This window comes from Kosakonia sp. LAM2021, assembly GCF_016620385.1.
Classification (GTDB): Bacteria; Pseudomonadota; Gammaproteobacteria; order Enterobacterales; family Enterobacteriaceae; genus Kosakonia; species Kosakonia sacchari.
This window is the reverse complement of the sequence record NZ_JAENHT010000005.1, coordinates 222,194-241,225: the sequence shown is the minus strand read 5'-3', so window position 1 is coordinate 241,225 and position 19,032 is coordinate 222,194. Positions and strand designations below refer to the sequence as shown.

At 55.6% G+C, this 19,032-nt stretch carries 20 protein-coding genes; 10 read left to right on the top strand and 10 right to left on the bottom strand.

The features are described from left to right. The first annotated feature begins 63 nt into the window (after positions 1-63). From JKP81_RS13470 to JKP81_RS13460, 3 genes are all read left to right on the top strand, one after another. Entirely contained in the window at positions 64-912 is an 849-nt protein-coding gene (locus JKP81_RS13470; protein ID WP_200552137.1) for an SDR family oxidoreductase, read from the top strand. Between the two features lie 81 nt (positions 913-993). Beyond that, positions 994-1,818 carry an AraC family transcriptional regulator gene (locus tag JKP81_RS13465; RefSeq protein WP_200552213.1) on the top strand — a complete coding sequence of 275 codons (825 nt, stop codon included), beginning with the start codon at positions 994-996 and terminating at the stop codon, positions 1,816-1,818. Between the two features lie 75 nt (positions 1,819-1,893). Continuing rightward, positions 1,894-2,859: a DMT family transporter gene (locus tag JKP81_RS13460; RefSeq protein WP_200552136.1), complete on the top strand. Its 966-nt coding sequence runs from the start codon at positions 1,894-1,896 to the stop codon at positions 2,857-2,859. A gap of 196 nt (positions 2,860-3,055) precedes the next feature. Here the strand turns inward: JKP81_RS13460 and JKP81_RS13455 are convergent, their stop codons facing one another. Then, positions 3,056-4,711: a methyl-accepting chemotaxis protein gene (locus tag JKP81_RS13455; protein WP_200552135.1), complete on the bottom strand. Its 1,656-nt coding sequence runs from the start codon at positions 4,709-4,711 to the stop codon at positions 3,056-3,058. A gap of 274 nt (positions 4,712-4,985) precedes the next feature. On the opposite strand from JKP81_RS13455, the gene ytfE reads away from it, so the two are divergent. Beyond that, on the top strand, positions 4,986-5,648 hold the full coding sequence (gene ytfE / locus JKP81_RS13450; protein ID WP_097406616.1) for an iron-sulfur cluster repair protein YtfE: 663 nt from the start codon (positions 4,986-4,988) through the stop codon (positions 5,646-5,648). A gap of 61 nt (positions 5,649-5,709) precedes the next feature. On the opposite strand, the gene cycA is transcribed toward ytfE, so the two are convergent. Then, entirely contained in the window at positions 5,710-7,122 is a 1,413-nt protein-coding gene (gene cycA, locus JKP81_RS13445) for a D-serine/D-alanine/glycine transporter (protein ID WP_017459142.1), read from the bottom strand. 300 nt (positions 7,123-7,422) lie between these two features. Further along, entirely contained in the window at positions 7,423-8,043 is a 621-nt protein-coding gene (gene fklB, locus JKP81_RS13440) for an FKBP-type peptidyl-prolyl cis-trans isomerase (protein WP_200552134.1), read from the bottom strand. 263 nt (positions 8,044-8,306) lie between these two features. Between fklB and JKP81_RS13435 the strand changes: the two genes are divergently transcribed. Next, positions 8,307-8,957, top strand: coding sequence for a LysM-like peptidoglycan-binding domain-containing protein (locus JKP81_RS13435; protein WP_200552133.1), 651 nt, complete (start codon positions 8,307-8,309; stop codon positions 8,955-8,957). Positions 8,958-8,978: 21 nt separating this feature from the next. On the opposite strand, the gene JKP81_RS13430 is transcribed toward JKP81_RS13435, so the two are convergent. The 5 genes from JKP81_RS13430 to rpsF form a co-directional block, all read right to left on the bottom strand. Next, positions 8,979-9,908 carry a DMT family transporter gene (locus JKP81_RS13430; protein WP_200552132.1) on the bottom strand — a complete coding sequence of 310 codons (930 nt, stop codon included), beginning with the start codon at positions 9,906-9,908 and terminating at the stop codon, positions 8,979-8,981. A 154-nt stretch (positions 9,909-10,062) separates the two neighbouring features. Next, positions 10,063-10,512: a 50S ribosomal protein L9 gene (gene rplI / locus JKP81_RS13425; RefSeq protein ID WP_017459146.1), complete on the bottom strand. Its 450-nt coding sequence runs from the start codon at positions 10,510-10,512 to the stop codon at positions 10,063-10,065. A 41-nt stretch (positions 10,513-10,553) separates the two neighbouring features. Next, positions 10,554-10,781, bottom strand: coding sequence for a 30S ribosomal protein S18 (gene rpsR / locus JKP81_RS13420; RefSeq protein WP_000135199.1), 228 nt, complete (start codon positions 10,779-10,781; stop codon positions 10,554-10,556). Between the two features lie 4 nt (positions 10,782-10,785). Next, a complete protein-coding gene (gene priB / locus JKP81_RS13415) occupies positions 10,786-11,100 on the bottom strand; it encodes a primosomal replication protein N (protein WP_017459147.1) in 315 nt (104 codons plus the stop codon). 6 nt (positions 11,101-11,106) lie between these two features. Further along, entirely contained in the window at positions 11,107-11,502 is a 396-nt protein-coding gene (gene rpsF, locus JKP81_RS13410; protein ID WP_006686337.1) for a 30S ribosomal protein S6, read from the bottom strand. A gap of 343 nt (positions 11,503-11,845) precedes the next feature. On the opposite strand from rpsF, the gene yjfY reads away from it, so the two are divergent. Both yjfY and JKP81_RS13400 read left to right on the top strand, forming a co-directional pair. Then, on the top strand, positions 11,846-12,118 hold the full coding sequence (gene yjfY, locus JKP81_RS13405; protein WP_045513716.1) for a DUF1471 family protein YjfY: 273 nt from the start codon (positions 11,846-11,848) through the stop codon (positions 12,116-12,118). Positions 12,119-12,274: 156 nt separating this feature from the next. Continuing rightward, positions 12,275-13,456 (top strand): MFS transporter, encoded by a 1,182-nt coding sequence (locus JKP81_RS13400; RefSeq protein ID WP_200552131.1) that lies wholly within the window; start codon positions 12,275-12,277, stop codon positions 13,454-13,456. On the opposite strand, the gene yjfP is transcribed toward JKP81_RS13400, so the two are convergent. Further along, positions 13,453-14,202: an esterase gene (gene yjfP, locus JKP81_RS13395; RefSeq protein ID WP_200552130.1), complete on the bottom strand. Its 750-nt coding sequence runs from the start codon at positions 14,200-14,202 to the stop codon at positions 13,453-13,455. The genes JKP81_RS13400 and yjfP overlap by 4 nt on opposite strands. A 187-nt stretch (positions 14,203-14,389) precedes the next feature. Here yjfP and bsmA point away from each other — a divergent pair, with 187 nt between their 5' ends. The 3 genes from bsmA (at position 14,390) to JKP81_RS13380 (ending at position 17,234) form a co-directional block, all read left to right on the top strand. After that, positions 14,390-14,719, top strand: a complete 330-nt coding sequence (bsmA, locus tag JKP81_RS13390; protein ID WP_200552129.1) for a biofilm peroxide resistance protein BsmA — start codon at positions 14,390-14,392, stop codon at positions 14,717-14,719. A 123-nt stretch (positions 14,720-14,842) separates the two neighbouring features. Then, the gene (gene yjfN / locus JKP81_RS13385; RefSeq protein WP_017459153.1) at positions 14,843-15,130 is read left to right on the top strand and encodes a DUF1471 family protease activator YjfN; all 288 of its coding nucleotides are present in this window, start codon (positions 14,843-14,845) and stop codon (positions 15,128-15,130) included. Between the two features lie 169 nt (positions 15,131-15,299). Then, positions 15,300-17,234, top strand: coding sequence for a methyl-accepting chemotaxis protein (locus tag JKP81_RS13380; RefSeq protein WP_200552128.1), 1,935 nt, complete (start codon positions 15,300-15,302; stop codon positions 17,232-17,234). On the opposite strand, the gene JKP81_RS13375 is transcribed toward JKP81_RS13380, so the two are convergent. Next, positions 17,231-18,850, bottom strand: coding sequence for an isovaleryl-CoA dehydrogenase (locus JKP81_RS13375; protein WP_200552127.1), 1,620 nt, complete (start codon positions 18,848-18,850; stop codon positions 17,231-17,233). The genes JKP81_RS13380 and JKP81_RS13375 overlap by 4 nt on opposite strands. Between the last annotated feature and the right edge of the window lie 182 nt (positions 18,851-19,032).

The following is a 19,032-nucleotide window of genomic DNA, read 5'->3' as shown; positions in this document are numbered from 1 at the left end:
ACTAAAAGTTAGTTAAGGTGGTAGCGTACCACAACACTCACCGAACACCGAAGGAGAATACTCATGATCGCACTCACCGGCGCGACCGGCCAACTGGGCCAGTTTGTGGTAGAAGAACTGCTGAAAACCGTGGCGGCAAAAGAGATTGTCGCTATCGTCCGTAACCCGGCGAAAGCCGAAGCGCTCAGCAAACAAGGCGTGCTGGTTCGCCAGGCCGATTATGGCGACCAGGCCGCGTTCACCCAGGCGCTGGCAGGCGTGAACAAGCTGCTGCTGATCTCCAGCAGCGAAGTGGGTCAGCGCGCCGCGCAACATCGCAATGTGATTAACGCCGCCAAAGCAGCCGGGGTGAAATTCATTGCTTACACCAGCCTGCTGCACGCCGATAAATCCCCGCTTGGCCTGCATGTTGAACACGTTGAAACCGAGAACATGCTCGCCGATTCCGGCATTCCTTATGCCCTGCTGCGTAACGGCTGGTACAGCGAAAACTACCTGGCAAGCGCGCCAGCGGCACTGGCCCATGGTGTATTTATTGGCGCCGCGGGTGACGGCAAAATCGCCTCTGCTACTCGCGCCGATTACGCTGCCGCCGCCGCGCGCGTGATAAGTGAAGAAGGGCATGCGGGCAAAGTGTATGAACTGGCCGGTGATAACGGCTGGACGCTCACTGAACTGGCCGCACTGCTCAGCAAAGCCAGCGGTAAAAACGTGGTCTATCAGAACCTGAGCGAAACCGACTTCGCCGCCGCGCTGAAAGGCGCTGGCCTGCCGGACTGGCTCGCCACCATGCTGGCGGATTCCGATGCGGGTGCCGCCAAAGGTGGCTTGTTTGATGACAGTAAAACGCTCAGCAAATTGATTGGCCGCCCGACCACATCGATTGAAAAGAGCGTCAACGACCTTCTGTAAAGGTTACAAAGTGGTTAATTTTTGTAGCCTCCCGCCGGGCCATCCCTAATAATGAAGGGATGACCCGTGTGGAGAGAGACCGTGGAAGGCGTACCTGAGCAGTTTACTGACGAGCGAGATTGCGCGCGCTTTCGCCACCTGGCGTTACTGCCAGGGGTGGAGTTGTACCACGCGCATATTTCGCGTTACGCCTTTGAGCCGCACACCCATGAAGCGTTTGGCATTGGCGCTATCGAAGCCGGTGCCGAACGCTTTCGTTATCGCGGTACGCAGTATGTCGCGCCGATGCATTCCGTGGTCACCATGAACCCTGACGAGCTGCACACTGGCGAAGCGGAAACTGCCGACGGCTGGCGCTATCGCATGGTTTATCTTGAGCCCAATCTCCTGGAAGAGGTCACCGGGATCCGCCACTGGTGGTTTAGCGATGTGATGCGCCACGATCCGCTGCGCACCCGGCTGATCTGCACCCAGATCCACGGCTTGTGGCACACCGACGATCCGCTGGCGCAACAGGGGATTTTGCTGGATCTCATCGATACCTTCCGCCCGCTGGCGCACCATGCGCCGCAGCGCCCGGAAGGCGCGCACCGGTTTGAGCGCGTGCGCGATTACCTGCATGACAACTATATGCACAGCCTGACGCTCGATGAACTGGCGAAAGTCGCGGCGCTCAGCCCGTACCATTTTCAACGCCAGTTCAAGGCGCATTTTCATGTCACCCCGCACCAGATGCTGATGGCGATCCGCCTGTGGCGCGCCAAATCGTTTCTGACCCAGGGCATGGCCGCCGCCGATGTCGCCGCCGTTACCGGCCTGACCGATCAATCACACCTCACCCGCGCATTTACGCACCGCTACGGCATCACGCCGGTGCGTTACCAAAAGCAAGTCACGCGCCGTTAATGCGCAATCTCATACAATATTCCCGCCCGTCGCTCTCCTACACTGTTCGCTGCCGATGTAAATGTAGGTGGAAAGATGATTAGTGGTGTGTTGTATGCCCTGCTTGCCGGGCTGTTGTGGGGGCTTATTTTTGTCGGCCCGTTGATCGTGCCGGATTACCCGGCGGCGCTGCAATCTACAGGGCGCTATCTGGCTCTGGGGATTATCGCCCTGCCGCTGGCGTGGCTGGGTCGCGCGCGCTTGCGCCAGCTTACGCGCAGCGACTGGTTCACCGCCTTATGGCTGACAGTCATGGGCAACCTTATCTATTACGTCTGCCTGGCAAGCGCCATTCAGCGCACGGGCGCGCCGGTGTCGACGATGATTATCGCCACGCTGCCGGTGGTGATCCCGGTGTGCGCTAACCTGCTCTACAGCCAGCGTGACGGCAAACTTTCATGGCGGCGGCTTGCTCCTGCACTGGTCTGTATTGCGCTGGGGTTAGGCTGCGTGAATATCGCCGAACTGCGCCACGGGCTGCCCAATTTCAGCGGCTGGCGCTACGGTTCCGGTATTGTGCTGGCTTTCACCTCGGTCGCCTGCTGGGCCTGGTATGCGTTGCGCAATGCCCGCTGGCTGCGGGAAAACCCGGACAAAAACCCGATGATGTGGGCCACAGCACAAGCGCTGGTGACGCTGCCGGTGTCACTGGTGGGTTACCTTGCGGCATGCCTGTGGCTTGGCGTCCAGCAACCTGATTTCACCCTACCCTTCGGGCCGCGTCCGCTGGTGTTTATCACGCTGATGTTCGCCATTGCGGTGCTCTGCTCGTGGGTGGGTGCATTGTGCTGGAACATTGCCTGCCAGCGGCTCCCGACGGTGATTGTTGGCCCATTGATCGTCTTTGAAACGCTGGCCGGGCTGCTCTATACCTTTATGCTGCGCCACAGCTTGCCGCCGCTGCTCACCGTCTGCGGTATTGTCTTGCTGGTTGGCGGCGTACTGATGGCGGTGCTGTCGAAGCCGCAAAAAGCCAGCGTCACCGCGCTTAGCGCAGAGTAAAAAGTAACTTTCGTATTAGTTTCGCGCCGACAAGCGGCGCGAAAAGCAGGTTCCACTTGTTCAAGGAATGTACATCCAAAGGGAATAAGGCAGAGCGCGGTGTTTTTGCTGAGCACACCCTGAGGAGAGGCTTTTCCGAGGGCAATAAAAAACCCGGCAAGCGCCGGGTTTTGATCTGAATACCACGCTCGCGGGATTAGAACGTTTCCCAGTTGGCTTCGCTGAAGCTTTCGCTCGCTTTGGCCTGCGGTTTGCTGGCTGGCGTGACTAACGCCGGACGGCGTGCGCTGCGCGTACGGTTGACCTTGAATACCGCCACGGTTTCAGTCAGGCGCGCGGCCTGCTCTTCCAGTGCCGCAGCGGCAGCGGCGGACTCTTCTACCAGCGAGGCGTTCTGCTGAGTAACGCGGTCCATCTCGGCAACGGCCTGACCCACCTGATCGATACCACGGCTCTGCTCGTCAGACGCAGACGAGATTTCGCCCATAATGTCGGTCACGCGCGTGACGGCGCTGACGATTTCAGCCATGGTTTCCCCGGCTTCATGCACCAGTGCGGCACCCGCATTGACACGATTACCAGAGTCTTCAATCAGCCCTTTAATCTCTTTCGCTGCCTGCGCACTGCGCTGCGCCAGGGTACGCACTTCGCCCGCAACCACGGCAAAGCCACGGCCTTGTTCGCCCGCGCGCGCCGCTTCAACGGCGGCGTTCAGCGCCAGGATGTTAGTCTGGAAGGCGATACCGTCAATCACGTTGGTGATCTGCGCGATTTTGCTGGAACTGGTGGCAATCTCATCCATGGTGCGCACTACGCCATCAACCACGTCACCGCCTTTCTTCGCGGTACCGGACGCATTCAGCGCCAGTTGTGTCGCCTGGCGAGCGTTGTCGGCGTTCTGTTTCACCGTCGCGGTGAGCTGCTCCATGCTGGCGGCGGTCTCTTCCAGAGAAGCAGCCTGCTGCTCAGTGCGTGAAGAGAGATCGTTACTGCCGGCAGAAATTTCACCCGCGCCAGTGTAAATGGTGTCTGCGCCATCGCGAACGACGCTCACGGTTTTCACCAGCGACTGCTGCATTTCCAGCACATTCTGCGCCAGCAGCGCCATTTCGTTTTTGCCTTCGGCGTCGATGTCATGCGTCAAATCGCCGCTTGCGATATGGCGGATATGGCCCATCACCTCATGCAACGGCTTCAGCAGGACGCGCTGCATCGCAACCCAGCTCATGACAATCACCGCCAGCACGACCAGCATCACGGTGCCAAGGATCCACAGGATACGCTGGTAATCGCGTTCATTCTGGACGATCCCTTCACTCGCCAGTACGGTTTGCGCATCGCGCCACGCGCGATAGCTCTTCTGCATGGCAACTTGTTTCGCTTCGGCGTTCTGGCGGAACATATCTTCCAGATTCCCGGCGAGCAGCAGACGGTTCATCTCTGTCAGCGTCGCATGGTAGATGCCGTATTGCGTTTCCAGATCTTTCGACAACGCTTTATCCAGCCCTGGCGTGTCCGGAATGGTTTTGTACTTCTCGAAATGCTGTTGCGCCTGGTTCAGCAAGTTGGTGGCCGTTTGCACCAGTTCATTAAGCTGGCCGCCATTAATCTGGCTGGCAGTGCTACTTTGCAGACGCAGCATGCCGCGGTTCAGCGTCACACGCGCCTGGTTGAGGCTGATCCAGGCATCGGTAAATTCGGAAACGTTCTGGCTGGAAACCTGAGAAACATTGAAGTTGTTTTTATCGTTATTAAGCGCACTGATGAACACGCCAGCGGAGATCAGCTGCATTGCACCAAGTACAAGTAATACCATGATTAATAAAGTAATAACTTTTATTCTTTTGAACATTGTAAGCCTTTATAGCGTGCAGGATATTGTCTGGAGTCTTGGTATCGGCAGCGGCGCGGAGTTGTTTAATTGTGATGCAGGCCGCAATCCCGTAATTTCCAATAAAAACACCGCTATTCAACATGTTAAATTCGTAATATTTTTTGTGATGAATATCACATTTTTTTCGTGTAAGAAAGGAATAAGGCGATTTCCGCCACCCCAAAAGGGGTATATCATCGGCTTAAAGATGCATTTAAAATACAACTTATAAATTACACATGAGGTAACTGCTATGGCTTTCCGCGATCAACCCCTGGGTGAGCTGGCGCTCTCTATCCCCCGCGCCTCCGCACTGTTCCGTAAATATGATATGGATTACTGCTGCGGCGGTAAGCAGACGCTGGGACGTTCTGCGGCCCGCAAAGAGCTGGATATTGACGTCATCGAAGCCGAGCTGGCGACGCTTGCCGGGCAGCCGATTGAGAAAGACTGGCGCGTGGCGGGGCTGGCGGAAATCATCGACCACATTATCGTGCGTTACCATGACCGTCACCGCGAACAACTGCCGGAACTGATCCTGCAGGCCACCAAAGTCGAGCGCGTCCACGCCGATAAACCGAACGTTCCGCGCGGCTTAACCAAATATCTGACGATGCTGCATGAAGAGCTGTCCAGCCACATGATGAAAGAGGAGCAGATCCTGTTCCCAATGATCAAACAGGGCATGGGCTCGCAGGCGATGGGGCCGATAAGCGTAATGGAAAGCGAGCATGATGAAGCGGGCGAACTGCTGGAAGTGATCAAACACATTACCAATAACGTTACGCCGCCGCCGGAAGCCTGCACCACCTGGAAGGCGATGTATAACGGCATCAACACGTTGATTGACGATCTGATGGAACACATCAGCCTGGAAAACAACAATCTGTTCCCGCGTGCCCTCGCTGGCGAATAAATAAAGGCGCCCGAGAGCGCCCTGATTCATGGAAGTTTAGAGCCGCCGCGCGGCTCTTTTTTTATGGCTGGCGGTTAGCCAGACGCTTTTTGCCCGCGTACAGCCAGCCCGCGCCCAGCACCACAAACCACAACGGCGTCACGATCAGCGCCTGGCGGGTATCCGCTTCCAGCGTCAGCAGCACCAGCACAAAGGCGAAGAACGCCATGCACACCCAGCACATCATTTTGCCCAGCGGCATTTTATAGTTCGACTTTTCATGCAACTGCGGGCGCTGCTTACGATACACCAGGTACGAGCAGAGGATGATAGTCCAGACGAACATAAACAGGATCGCTGATACGGTAGTGATCATGGTGAACGCGGCAATCGCGCTTGGGTTCACATACAACATCACTACGCCGCCCAGCAGGCAGATACAGGAGAAGGTCAGCCCTTTTGCCGGTACCGCGCGTTTAGAGAGCTTAGCGAACGCTTTCGGCGCTACGCCATCCTGCGCCAGGCCGAACAGCATCCGGCTGGTGGAGAAGACGCCGCTGTTGGCGGAAGACGCCGCCGAGGTCAGCACCACGAAGTTGATAATGCTCGCCGCCGCCGGAATCCCCACCAGCACGAACAGCTCAACAAACGGGCTTTTATCCGCCACCACAGAACTCCACGGTGTCACCGACATGATCACAATCAGCGCGAAAACGTAGAACATAATGATGCGCACCGGGATCGAGTTGATGGCGCGCGGCAGGGATTTCTCCGGATCTTTGGTTTCCGCTGCGGTCGTACCGACCAGTTCAATCCCCACAAAGGCAAACACCGCAATCTGGAAACCGGCAAAGAACCCACTGATACCTTTCGGGAACCAGCCGCCGTCATTCCACAGATGCGAGAAGGAGGCTTCAACGCCGGTCGGGGATTTAAAGTGCATCAGCACCATCACTACCCCCACGATAATCAGCGCGACAATGGCGACGATTTTGATCATCGCAAACCAGAACTCCATCTCGCCGAACATTTTTACCGTCGCGAGATTGAGGCTCAGCAGCACGACGACAACGGCCAGCGCCGCTACCCAATCGGCAAGTCCCGGGAACCAGAACTGCGCATAAGCCGTGATAGCGACGACATCCGCCATACCGGTTACCACCCAGCAAAACCAGTACGTCCAGCCGGTAAAATACCCCGCCCACGGCCCTAACAGGTCGGCGGCGAAGTCGCTAAAGGATTTATATTCGAGATTCGACAGCAGTAATTCACCCATGGCGCGCATGACGAAAAACAGCATAAAGCCGATGATCATATAGACAAAAATGATCGACGGACCGGCGAGGCTGATGGTTTTCCCGGAGCCCATAAACAGCCCGGTTCCGATGGCACCGCCAATGGCGATGAGCTGAATATGCCGGTTTGTGAGATTTCGCCGTAGCGACTGTTCAGTCGAAGCCTGTTCGTCGGCCACGACTTTAACCTGATCTACCATGTTGTATTCCTGTCTGTGTTGTTGGGGCTCTACTGGCCTTTTTTAGTTGCGTGTTCCGCCCTTGTATGGACGCAAAGATATTAGGTAAGAATCGGCGGGATGAATACTCGGAATTAAAAACAATGTTAAATATTTGTTTAAAGTGAGTGTCATATCACTCAGGTAACGCGAAATAGCTCACAAAAATACACCCGATTGCGCCATTTGCAAGATAATCTGTCGGTATTGGTTTTATTAACAAACGATCAGCGCACAAGGTGTAGCCCCTTCCCTGACGGGAAGAGGCATTCATGCGGGGAATTACAGAATTTCCAGCAGTTCCACTTCAAATACCAGCGTGCTGAACGGCGGAATAGACGCGCCAGCGCCGCGCTCGCCGTACGCGAGGTTGTGCGGAATCGTCAGTTCCCATTTGGAACCTACCGGCATCAGCGTCAGGGCTTCGATCCAGCCAGCAATTACGCCGTTAACCGGGAATTCAGCCGGTTCGCCGCGCGCAACGGAGCTGTCAAACACGCTGCCGTCAATCAGTTTACCGGTGTAGTGCACACGCACACGGTCGGTACGCGCCGGGATAGCGCCTTCGCCCTGGGTGAGCACGCGGAATTGCAGACCGGATTCGGTGCTGTTCACGCCTTCACGCTCGCGGTTTTCTTCCAGATATTTCACACCTTCCGCTGCCATCTCTTCGAAACGGGAACGACGCACAGCGTCGGCACGCTCGTGAATTTCACGCAGCGCACGATGTACAACATCTACCGGAACAGCGGGTTGTTTGCCTTCCAGTGCATCAGCGATGCCTGCGACCAGCGCTTCCGGTAACAGCCCCTCTAACCCGGATTCGCTCAGCTGCTGTCCTACCTGCAAACCAATGCCGTAGCTGGCTTGCGCTTCGATCGTGTCAAAAGTTGGGGTTGTCATGGGTTTTCCTTTCATCGCTTTTTAAGGTAGCGCGCAGCATAACAGCCGCGCTGCACCGGGTAAAACTTTGTCGCAGGAAAGATGACAAATCGCAGGGAAAGGGAAAGAATACAGCAAGTAAGATTTATCCCGAATTGCGCTCACAAAATGCAGCTTTTTGTCGACTTTCAGGCAGTTAAAAACGGCGCACGCCGCGGTTGCGGGATAAAGTGTATATACTCAACGAGACAGGACACTAAATGACGCGGAGCAGGAGGAAAGCCATGCCCGGGCGATTTGAACTGAAACCTACCCTGGTGAAAATCTGGCATGCCCCGGACCATTTTCGCCTGATGGATCCGCTCCCGCCATTGCACCGTCGCGGCCTGATCTTCGCGGCTTTGCTGGTGGTTATCGGTTTTCTGTTACCGTCAACTGACGACAGCAACCGCGCCACTGCGCCATCCGGCGCTCGCGAAGCGCAACTCAATCTTCCCACCGCTTCACAGCCGCAACCTTCCTCAACGGAACCCACACCGCCGCAGGTGCTGAGCGAGCCGCAGCAGACCGCGCCGAGTGCGGAAGCGTCCATGCAACAGCAGGAACCCGTCGAGCAACAGCAACCGCGCCAGCATGTAGCGCAGAACACGCTGCCCTCTTCCAGCGGCATTGAGCAGCAGTGGCGCGCTTACCGCGTTGAAGAGGGGAAAACGCTGGCGCAACTGTTTCGCGATCACAATTTGCCGCCAACCGATGTCTATGCGATGGCGAAAGTGGAAGGTGACGGTAAACCACTGAGCAGCCTGCAAAGCGGCCAAATGGTGAAAATCCGCCAGAACGCCAATGGCGTAGTCACCGGGCTGACCATCGAAACCGGCGGTCAGCCGGTACTGTTTACCCGCCAGCCGGACGGTAGTTTTATCCGCGCACGTTAATCCACTGTGCCGGGTAACGCGTTACCCGGCTCGTTTGTTGACCCACCAGATCCCTGAGCAGACCAGCACCAGTGCGACCGCGTATTTGATATCGAGAATATTTTCACCGAGGAAAATGGCGGAGAGCACCGTACCGGCAACCGGTATCACGAAATTGAACGGCGCGATCATACTGACGCGGTTCACTTTCAACAGCATGCTCCACAAAGCGAACGCCACCGACGACAGCAGCGTAAGATAGCCGAGGATCGCCACTGCGCTGAGGCTATGCACCGCCAGCGTTCCACCCGACAGATAGCCGCCAATCAGCAGCGCGATACCGCCAATAGCCAACTGCCAGCCGGTCATCACCGTCGGATCGACCGTCTGGGAAATACGTTTGCCATACAGCGTGGCGGCAGAGAGGATAAACGCCGCCAGCACAATGAAACCGTCGCCGTTCCAGACAAAAACAAAGTCACGCATACCGCTGTGGAAGTTCACCAGCATGACGCCGGCAAAGCCCAAAATACAGCCGAGGCCTTTGTTGTAGCTGAGCTTGTCGTTTTGATAGATAAAGTGCGCCAGCAGCACGCTGAAGAAGGTGCCGGTCGCATTCATGATCGACCCGTTTACGCCGGTAGTATAAGCAAGCCCAATATAGAAGAAGGTGTATTGCAGGGTCGTTTGCGTTAACCCGAGCACCGTCAGTTGCCCAAACTGCATAGCCGATAATCGACCGATCGGTTTGCGCTGCGCCAGCGCAAACAGCAGCAGCAACACACCTGCAAACAAGAAACGATAACCGGCAAATACCACTTTTGACGGGATGTCGTCGGTGGCGATGTGAAAGAGTTCGTAGCCGTTTTTAATGGCCGGGTAGGAGCTACCCCACAGCAGACAACAGAGCGTGGCGCAGGCGTAAGCCACATTTCGGCGGGCAAAAACGGACGCGGGCAGAGCGGTTTCCATGACAAATCTCAAAGATAAAATTGCGTTTCAATTATTATCCGAGGATGCGTCAGAATGCGCGATTAAACAAGCCATAATGGCTTGTTCTGCGAGGTCTGAAAAGCAAAACGCCGGCACAAGGCCGGCGTTTTACACATTGTTTTAGAGTAACGAATTACTCAGCAACAACGTTTACAGTCAGTTTAGCGAATACTTCGCTGTGAACCTGGAAGTCCACTTCGTGCTCACCAACAGTACGCAGAACGCCGTTCGGCAGGCGAACTTCGCTCTTCGCAACTTTCACGCCAGCTGCAGTTACAGCGTCAGCGATGTCGCGAGTACCGATGGAACCGAACAGTTTACCTTCGTCGCCAGATTTAGACGCGATGGTAACAGAGCCCAGTGCATTGATGCTTTCAGCGCGAGCGTTAGCAGCCGCCAGAACGTCAGCCAGTTTGGCTTCCAGTTCAGCGCGACGTGCTTCGAAATACTCAACGTTTTTCTTGGTAGCCGGAACAGCTTTACCCTGCGGTACCAGGAAGTTACGAGCGTAGCCCGCTTTAACGTTAACCTGATCACCCAGGCTACCCAGGTTTGCTACTTTATCAAGCAGAATAACTTGCATTACCTTATCCTCTCAAAGTCGTATTAATGGACCGTGACCGATTACTGATGACGATCAGTGTACGGCAGCAGGGACAGGTAGCGAGCGCGTTTGATAGCGCGTGCCAGCTGGCGCTGATATTTTGCACGGGTACCGGTGATACGGCTCGGGACAATCTTACCGCTTTCGGTGATGTAGTTTTTCAGCGTAGCGATATCTTTATAGTCGATCTCTTGAACGCCTTCCGCGGTGAAACGGCAGAACTTGCGACGACGGAAATAACGTGCCATTTGGCTAGTCTCCAGAATCTATCAATTCAATCTGCTCGGCATGCAGAACCATTTTGCTCAAGCCGTTCTTTGCCTTGTGGCAACTGATGAACCCCTGAACAGTTACTGCGCTGCCGACCGTTATACTGTGAGTAATGGCCTGGTTCTCCTGCCCGCTGATTATTACAGGCATTTGGCACCACGCCTGCCGGTGGAAACCGGCTTCCTCCTGCACAGAACGGTGCTCAAGCACGAACTGGCAGTGAGGAATTCCTGACGGGCTGACCTTACGAAGCGGCGCCCTGCACACTGTGCCGGACAACACCAGGCGGTTGGCCATCAGTAATTACTCTTCAGAATCCCCAGCATCTGCATCATCTGCGGTTTCATTTGCGAAATCATCGCGACGCTCACGACGCTCGTCTTTCGCTTTAACCATCGGAGATGCTTCGGTAACAGCGTGTTTAGTACGCATAACCATGCTGCGGATAACGGCATCGTTGAAGCGGAAGTTTGTTTCCAGCTCATCGATCACTTCCTGCGGAGCTTCAACGTTCAACAGAACGTAGTGTGCTTTGTGCAGTTTGTTGATCGGGTAAGCCAGCTGACGGCGGCCCCAGTCTTCCAGACGGTGGATCGTACCTTCTGCTGCAGTGATTGCACCAGTGTAACGTTCGATCATGCCCGGAACCTGTTCGCTCTGGTCAGGATGGACCATAAAAACGATTTCGTAATGACGCATCGAATTGCTCCTTACGGATTATTCAGCCTCCTGTCTGGGTCAGCCGAATCCCGGGGAGGCAAGGAACGTGTTAAAGGTCGGCTGAAAAATTGACGCGTCATAATACTGATGTCCCCAGCCAAACTCAAGGCAATTGCACAAATAATTCGCACTAAGCGCAAAGAGAAGAGCGCCAGGCGAATTAGAATTAAGCACAACGCATTACGGCAATTTTTTGAACGACAGCATCAGAAATGGTCGCGATACCTTTTTGGGCTAACGCGTAAACTTTAAACAGGCCTCGAACATAAGGAGGAGAGATGGTGAAAAACTAAAAAACGGCGTTTTATCGGAGCATAACATCATGAAATACATCGCAATATTACTAACAACCTTGCTGCTTAGCGCCAATGCCGCAGCGGCAATTAAACTCAACAACCAGCAAGCCCGCAATATGGACGATGTGCACAGCTTAGGCGTTATCTATATCAATCATAACTTCGCCACTGAGCATGAAGCGGACGAGGCGCTCAATGACGAGGCCGACGCGCACAGCGCCAAATATTACCGTGCAGAGCTCACTCATGAGCCGGGAAGCAACGGCAACCTGCACGCCAGCGCGTTTATCTACCGCTAATCACACGTTTTACAGGCCAGTCCCTCTTGCATTCGCGGCCCCGCATTGGGGCCGCACACCGACGTGAGAATTCTTTTCTTATCCCCCTTATCAAACCCCTTTTCGGCAGGTTTAATAGCGCTCTGGCTGTGGTGATGGAAAGTTACGAGGAAAGCAATGTTCAAGCGGTTTTCAACGTTAGGTCGCATACCTGCGGGGGTCTGGGTATTAGGCGGTGTCAGTATGTTGATGGATATTTCATCGGAGATGATCCACAGCTTGCTGCCGCTGTTTATGGCCACGACGCTCGGCACAAGCGTCGTGATTATTGGCCTGATTGAAGGGCTGGCGGAAGCCACCGCGCTGATGGTGAAAGTCTTTTCCGGCATGCTCAGCGACTACATCGGCAAACGCAAAGGGCTGGCGCTGCTGGGTTATGGCATGGGCGCATTAAGCAAGCCGCTGTTTGCGCTGGCCTCGACATCCGGGCTGGTGTTTGGCGCGCGCATGATGGACCGGCTTGGCAAAGGCATTCGCGGCGCACCACGCGATGCGCTGGTTGCCGATGTCACCCCGGCAGAAATCCGCGGCGCAGCATTTGGGTTGCGCCAGTCGCTGGATACCGTTGGCGCGTTCCTCGGGCCATTGCTAGCGGTCGCATTGATGCTGCTGTGGAATGACAACTTCCAGGCCGTGTTCTGGATCGCGGTGATCCCCGGTGTGCTGGCGGTCGCGCTGCTATTCTTTGGCCTGCACGAGCCGAAAACACCCATCACCCAAAAGCGCACCAATCCCATTCGCCGCGAAAATCTCAAACGGTTAAGCCGTGCTTACTGGTGGGTAGTGGCGCTCGGTTTTGTTTTTACCCTCGCCCGCTTTAGCGAAGCATTTTTGGTGCTGCGCGCCCAGCAGATGGAGATCCCGCTGGCGACCATTCCGCTGGTGATGGTCGCCATGAACCTGGTTTATTCGGTCACCGCCTATCCATTTGGCAAACTGTCAGACCGCATCAGCCACAGCCGGTTACTACAGCTGGGTCTGGTGGTACTGATCCTCGCGGATATGGCGCTGGCGCTCAGCCAGCACTGGAGCACGCTGTTGCTCGGTGTCGCGCTGTGGGGTGTACATATGGGCATGACGCAAGGCTTGCTCGCGACCATGGTTGCCGATACCGCGCCAGCGGAACTGCGCGGCACGGCGTTCGGCATGTTCAATTTACTCAGCGGTGTGGCACTGCTGCTGGCAAGCCTCGGTGCCGGGGTTTTGTGGGAAACCCACGGCGCGGCGTCAACCTTCTGGGCGGGTGCCATCATCTGCGTTCTCACACTGGTGGTGATGCGCCTTCGCCGGGCGGCTTAAAGATAACGGCTAAAAAAGTCCGTTGTCGTACTCAGCGCTTGCGGGGTAATGCGGTGCGTTACCCCGGCTTCCCACTGATAAGCGAGATTGGTGTCCAGCCCCTGTTCCTGCAACGCTTGTTGTAAACGGAAAGATTCCGCCGCTGGCACCACATCATCCTGCTCACCGTGCCACAGCAGTAGCGGGCGATCGGCGATGCGCGACAGTTGCGTACTGACGTCCCACTGTGAGAACGGAGCAATAATCGCGTCGAATTCATGCTGCTGTTCCGGCGTGGTTACAGCCAGAGGCGGGAAAAGCGTACGGGCAAGCGTGGTGAAATAGCCGGAACCCATCAGGCTTGCGACACAGCGCACTTCCGGGTGCTGGGTCATAATACCCAGCGCTGTCATCCCCCCCATCGACGCGCCGCCGACCGCCAGTCGACGATTATCAATTAATTCAAAGCGATCCAGCGCGTCGCGCAGCGCGGCGAACTCTTCAATATTGCCCTGTAAGATTTGCCAGAACTGATGCAAGCGCCGCTCAACATTGCCACTAAAGCGCGCGCCATGCTCCGGTGCGTCTGGCATCACCACGCGAAAGCCGGCTTGCGCCAGCGCCACGGCAAAGTAGCTGTAAACCAGCTTTGATGAGGTGAAACCGTGATAAAACACGACACAAGGCAACGATTCGGCGCGTTTTCCCACCGGGAAGGCATGCAGTGTTTCGACACCCGCAAATTGTTCAACCTGAAGTTCAATCATTACTCCCTCCTTGATCTATAGTGCTGGTATGCCACTGGCGACAGGGTGGCGCAAGTCAGATTTCGCATGAGCATCTGACGACGTTGAGAGATAGATTACGCTTTCAAAATACTTTCATTCGAAATTAGTGCTCGGGATAACATTTCGGGAACATTCCCCCAAACGGAAATTCACCAGGAACTACACTATGGCAATCAGGAGAGATGAGAAAACCATGCGTGCTTTACCATGCTTACTGTTCGCCTTGTTATTAAGCGGCTGCGCAGTACTGGAAGGTAAGCCGCAATCTGCACCGCCAGTTAGCGACCATCCGCAGGAAATCCGCCGTAATCAAACGCAGGATCTTCGCGAGATTGGTGCCGTTAGCGTAACGGTACTGGGTTCTCCCATGGACGTGGAAGACGCAATCAAAGCCAAAGCCGTGGCCGCCCGCGCCAATTATTACGTCATCATCATGATGGATGACACCATAATTCCCGGTCGTTGGTTCGGACGCGCCCTGCTGTATAAACAGTAGCGAGGCGTTGATTTTCAGGACATTTACATTGCTTTGCGTCCATTGATGTTCTCCTGTGCACAATAGGATTTTTCGAATCCGTTGCGCGAAAGGAAGCCCTGCAAACAATCGGGGTAACGTAAAATGGAGCTGACTATGAAACGATCTCTTGCCTTAAACTCACTGTTGCTTTCTACCGGTTTGCTAAATACAACAGCGCAGCCTGCAGAGTTCGCCAGCGCTGACTGCGTGACGGGATTAAACGAAATCGGTCTTATCTCCGTCAATAATGTCTCAGGGAGCCTACAGGACGTTGAGCGGGTTATCGCGTTAAAAGCAGATGAACAGGGAGCCTCCTGGTATCGCATTGTGCGAATGCAGGAAGATCAACACGTTGACAACTGGCGAGTGCAGGCCATTTTGTACGCCTGAGCCGCTGGAAAAAGCCACCTAAATCTGGTGGCTTTTTTATGCCCCTACAATAATTAAGATTATGTTATTGTAAGGATACATCGATGTAACATCTTGTTACATTGACAAACTAAATGTTATCGCAATTGTGCCGTTGAAGGAGCCTCATACACAGAACAACGGACAAATTATGAGCGCCTTTTTTCGTCGCACCGGCCTGGGTGCAAAATTGTCACTTCTGACTGGCGCAAGCGTTGCAACGCTTTTCCTCTTATTCACTTTTCTGATGAGCAATAAAGCCAGCCAACAGCTGGAAACGCTGGCCATGGAAGACCTGCACAGCCAATCCACCGGGGTGGTGGATATGGTGGAAATGTTCAACAGTAGTCTCAGTGATGAGGTGGAGAGCTACACACGCTTGTTCAGCAGTTTTCTGCCGCAGCCGCTCGCGGTTGATCCACAACAGCGCCGCGAGATTAACGGTATCGATGTGCCACTCTTCAAAGGCGGCGATACTGAACTGCATAACAACAATGCTATCCCGGACGATTTCCTCAACCGAACCAGCGCTATCGCGACGCTATTCGTGCGCAGCGGTGACGACTTTGTGCGTGTTGCAACATCGCTGCGCAAAGAGAATGGCGATCGCGCCATCGGCACAAAGCTGGATAAAGCCAGCCCGGCTTTTGCGCCGGTAATGAAAGGTGAAGTCTATCGCGGGCTGGCGCTGCTGTTTGGCAAACGCTACATCACCCAATACCAACCGGTAAAAGACGCCAGCGGCAACACCATTGCCATTCTGTTTGTTGGCGTCGATATCTCCCGTTCGTGGGAGGTGATGCGCAATAAGATCCTCGGTCGTAAGCTGGGTGAAAGCGGTCATTTCTTCGTGCTTGATCGCAACCAGGGCAAGAATTACGGCAATTATCTGTTCCACGACACCGACGAAGGCAAACGCCCGCAGTGGGATGAAAAAGATCTGCAAACCCTGCTGACAAACAACAGCGGTACGCTGACGCGCCAGAGCGCGGACGGCCGCGAACTGCTGATGTCTTACACCGCACTGCCCGGCTGGAACTGGACAGTCGTTGGCGAAGTCGACAAAGCCGTACTGCTGCGCGATGTCACCACCATGCGTAACCAGTTCCTGCTGGCTGGACTGGTGGTTTCCCTGCTGTTCGCCGCGCTGTTTGTCATCATCATTCGCCGCTGGCTCAGCCGCCCGCTGCGTAGCGTTATCGAACTCGCCCAGCAGTATTCGGCAGGCGATCTGCGCGCCACTCTGGTGGTGGATCGTCATGATGAAGTCGGTCAGTTGATCGAAGCCATTAACGGCATTGGCGACGGGCTGCACAAGATTGTGTTGCAGGTGCGCGAATCCGCCGCCGAAATTAACCTCGGCACCAACGCGCTGGCCGCCGACAGCGGTGAGATCAGCGAGCAGATTAACAAGCAGGCCAGCAGCGTGGAGGAAACATCCGCCAGCATGGAGCAGCTTGCCGCCACCGTGCAGCAAAACGCCGCCAACATGGAACAAACGCAAAGCCTGGTGAATGAAACCACCGACGCGGTGCAAAAAGGCGGGAAAACCGTCGATCACTCAGTGGCGACGATGGAAGACATTCGCGCGGCATCGCAGCGCATTGCCGACATTACCCACGTGATTGAATCCATCGCTTTCCAGACCAATATCCTGGCGCTCAACGCCGCGGTAGAAGCCGCGCGCGCGGGCGAACACGGGAAAGGATTTGCCGTGGTTGCCCAGGAAGTTCGTGCCCTGGCCGCGCGCAGCGCCAACGCGGTGAAAGAGATTGAAGCGCTGATTGGTGACACGCTGAAAAAGGTGAGCGAAGGACATTCCCAGTCAGAGGCCACGCGCGTTGCTATGCAATCGATCATCAACCACATGGATCAGATCAACCAACTGGTGCATGAAATTAATCATGCCTCCCACGAGCAATCAGCGGGCATCAACCAGGTTAACCTGGCGATGACGCACATTGGCGATGCCACGCACGTCAACGCCGGGCGCGTTTCGCAAAGTGAGGAAACTGCCCGTACGCTGCGGGAAAAAGGGGCTCACCTGAGCGAGCTGGTAAGCCTGTTCCGCCTGAAGATGGATTAATTTGCTGCCCCCGTGGCGCGTAGCAGCAGGTCGTTTTGCACCTGCTCGCCAATCGGCGACGTGCCACGGGTATCCAGCATCATCTGGCACCACGCCTGTGCTATCGGCGGCGATGCGTGGCGCAGCATTTGCGCTCCTGTCCCCAGCCGCCAAAGCAGTTGCGTTATCTCCCTTCCCTGCGCTTCATCCGGTCTGCGCAGCCGCTGTTGTAGCTGTCGCCATGCGCGATCAAAATGGCGATCCTGCCCTTTCACTGCTGCAAAATCGTCACTGAGTAAACCCACTATCCCCGGCTGTTTACCCAGCACGCGCAGCACGTCCAGGCACATGACGTTGCCGGAACCTTCCCAGATGCTATTGACCGGCATTTCGCGGTACAAGCGCGGTAATTCGCTCTCCTCGCAATAGCCGATACCGCCAAGCACTTCCATCGCTTCGCCGACAAACGGGATACCGCCCTTACAGACCGCAAATTTCGCCACCGGGGTAAACAGGCGCGCAAAGAGCGCGTCTTGCTCATTGCGGCGGCTGTCCCATGCGCGGGCGAGGCGAAACAGCATGGTGGTTTGTCCCTCCAGCTCCAGCGCCATCCGGCTCAGTACGTGGCGCATCAGCGGCTGATCGACCAGGTTTTTGCCAAATGCCTGCCGCCGGTGCGCGTGATAGAGCGCCACCGAAAAGGCGCGGCGCATTAGCCCATGGCTTCCCAGCGCGCAATCAAAGCGCGTCAGCCCGCCCATTTTGAGGATCTGCCGCACGCCGTCGCCCTCTTCGCCAAGCAGCCAGCCGCTGGCATCGCAAAACTCCGCTTCGCTACTGGCATTGGAACGGTTGCCGAGTTTCTCTTTCAGACGCTCAAGCCGCACGCCGTTACGCTGGCCGTCAGGCAGAAAACGCGGCACAAAAAAGCAGGAGAGCCCGCCTTTGGCCTGTGCCAGCACCAGATGCGCATCGCTTTGCGGCACGGAAAAGAACCATTTGTGCCCCACCAGCCGGTATTCATCGCCGCTTTTTTCCGCTCGGGTGGTGTTGCTCAGTACATCCGTTCCACCCTGTTTTTCGGTCATTCCCATACCAATCAGCAGGCCGCGTTTCTGGTTACCTGGCGCTAAATGTGGATCGTAACGGTCACTCAACAGCGGTTTTAACCAGTCATGAAAAGGCATCGGCAATGCCTGTTGCAGCAGCGGCGTTGCGGCGAAGGTCATGGTGATGGGGCATAACGTGCCGGATTCAACCTGCGCGTGCAGCACAAACCGCGCCGCCCGCGCAACAAAAGAACCGACGCGCGCCTCCTCTTCCCAGGCCAGGTTATGCACCCGGTTGGCGCACAGCCCCTGCATCAGCAGATGCCACGCCGGGTGAAAACGCACATCATCCAGCCGCTCGCCGGTAGTGTCATAACGCAGCAGCTCCGGGGGATTGGCGTTGGCTAATCTTCCCAGCTCCAGTGATTCCGCCGCGCCCAATTGTTGGCCAATGCTGGCGAGCAACTCGGCGTCCCACGCCGCACCTTCGCGCATCACTGCCTCGCACAGAGGGCGATCGGAAAGAAAAAGATTGCTGTTTTTTAACGGAATGGGTTGGTTAAAAACGGTATGTGTCTGCCAGTGCATCGTGTCTCCCTCCTTCAATGGCAATGAAGATAAGTATGGACAGCCTGCGCTAACGCTGCATGGGAGTAGGCTCACAAGGCCGCGATTTGGCGGTAATCATTCGTGAAACGGCTCACACAATATAAGAATAATATATTTCATGAATGCGATTACTGATGAATAATTTATTCTCACCTTGCCAA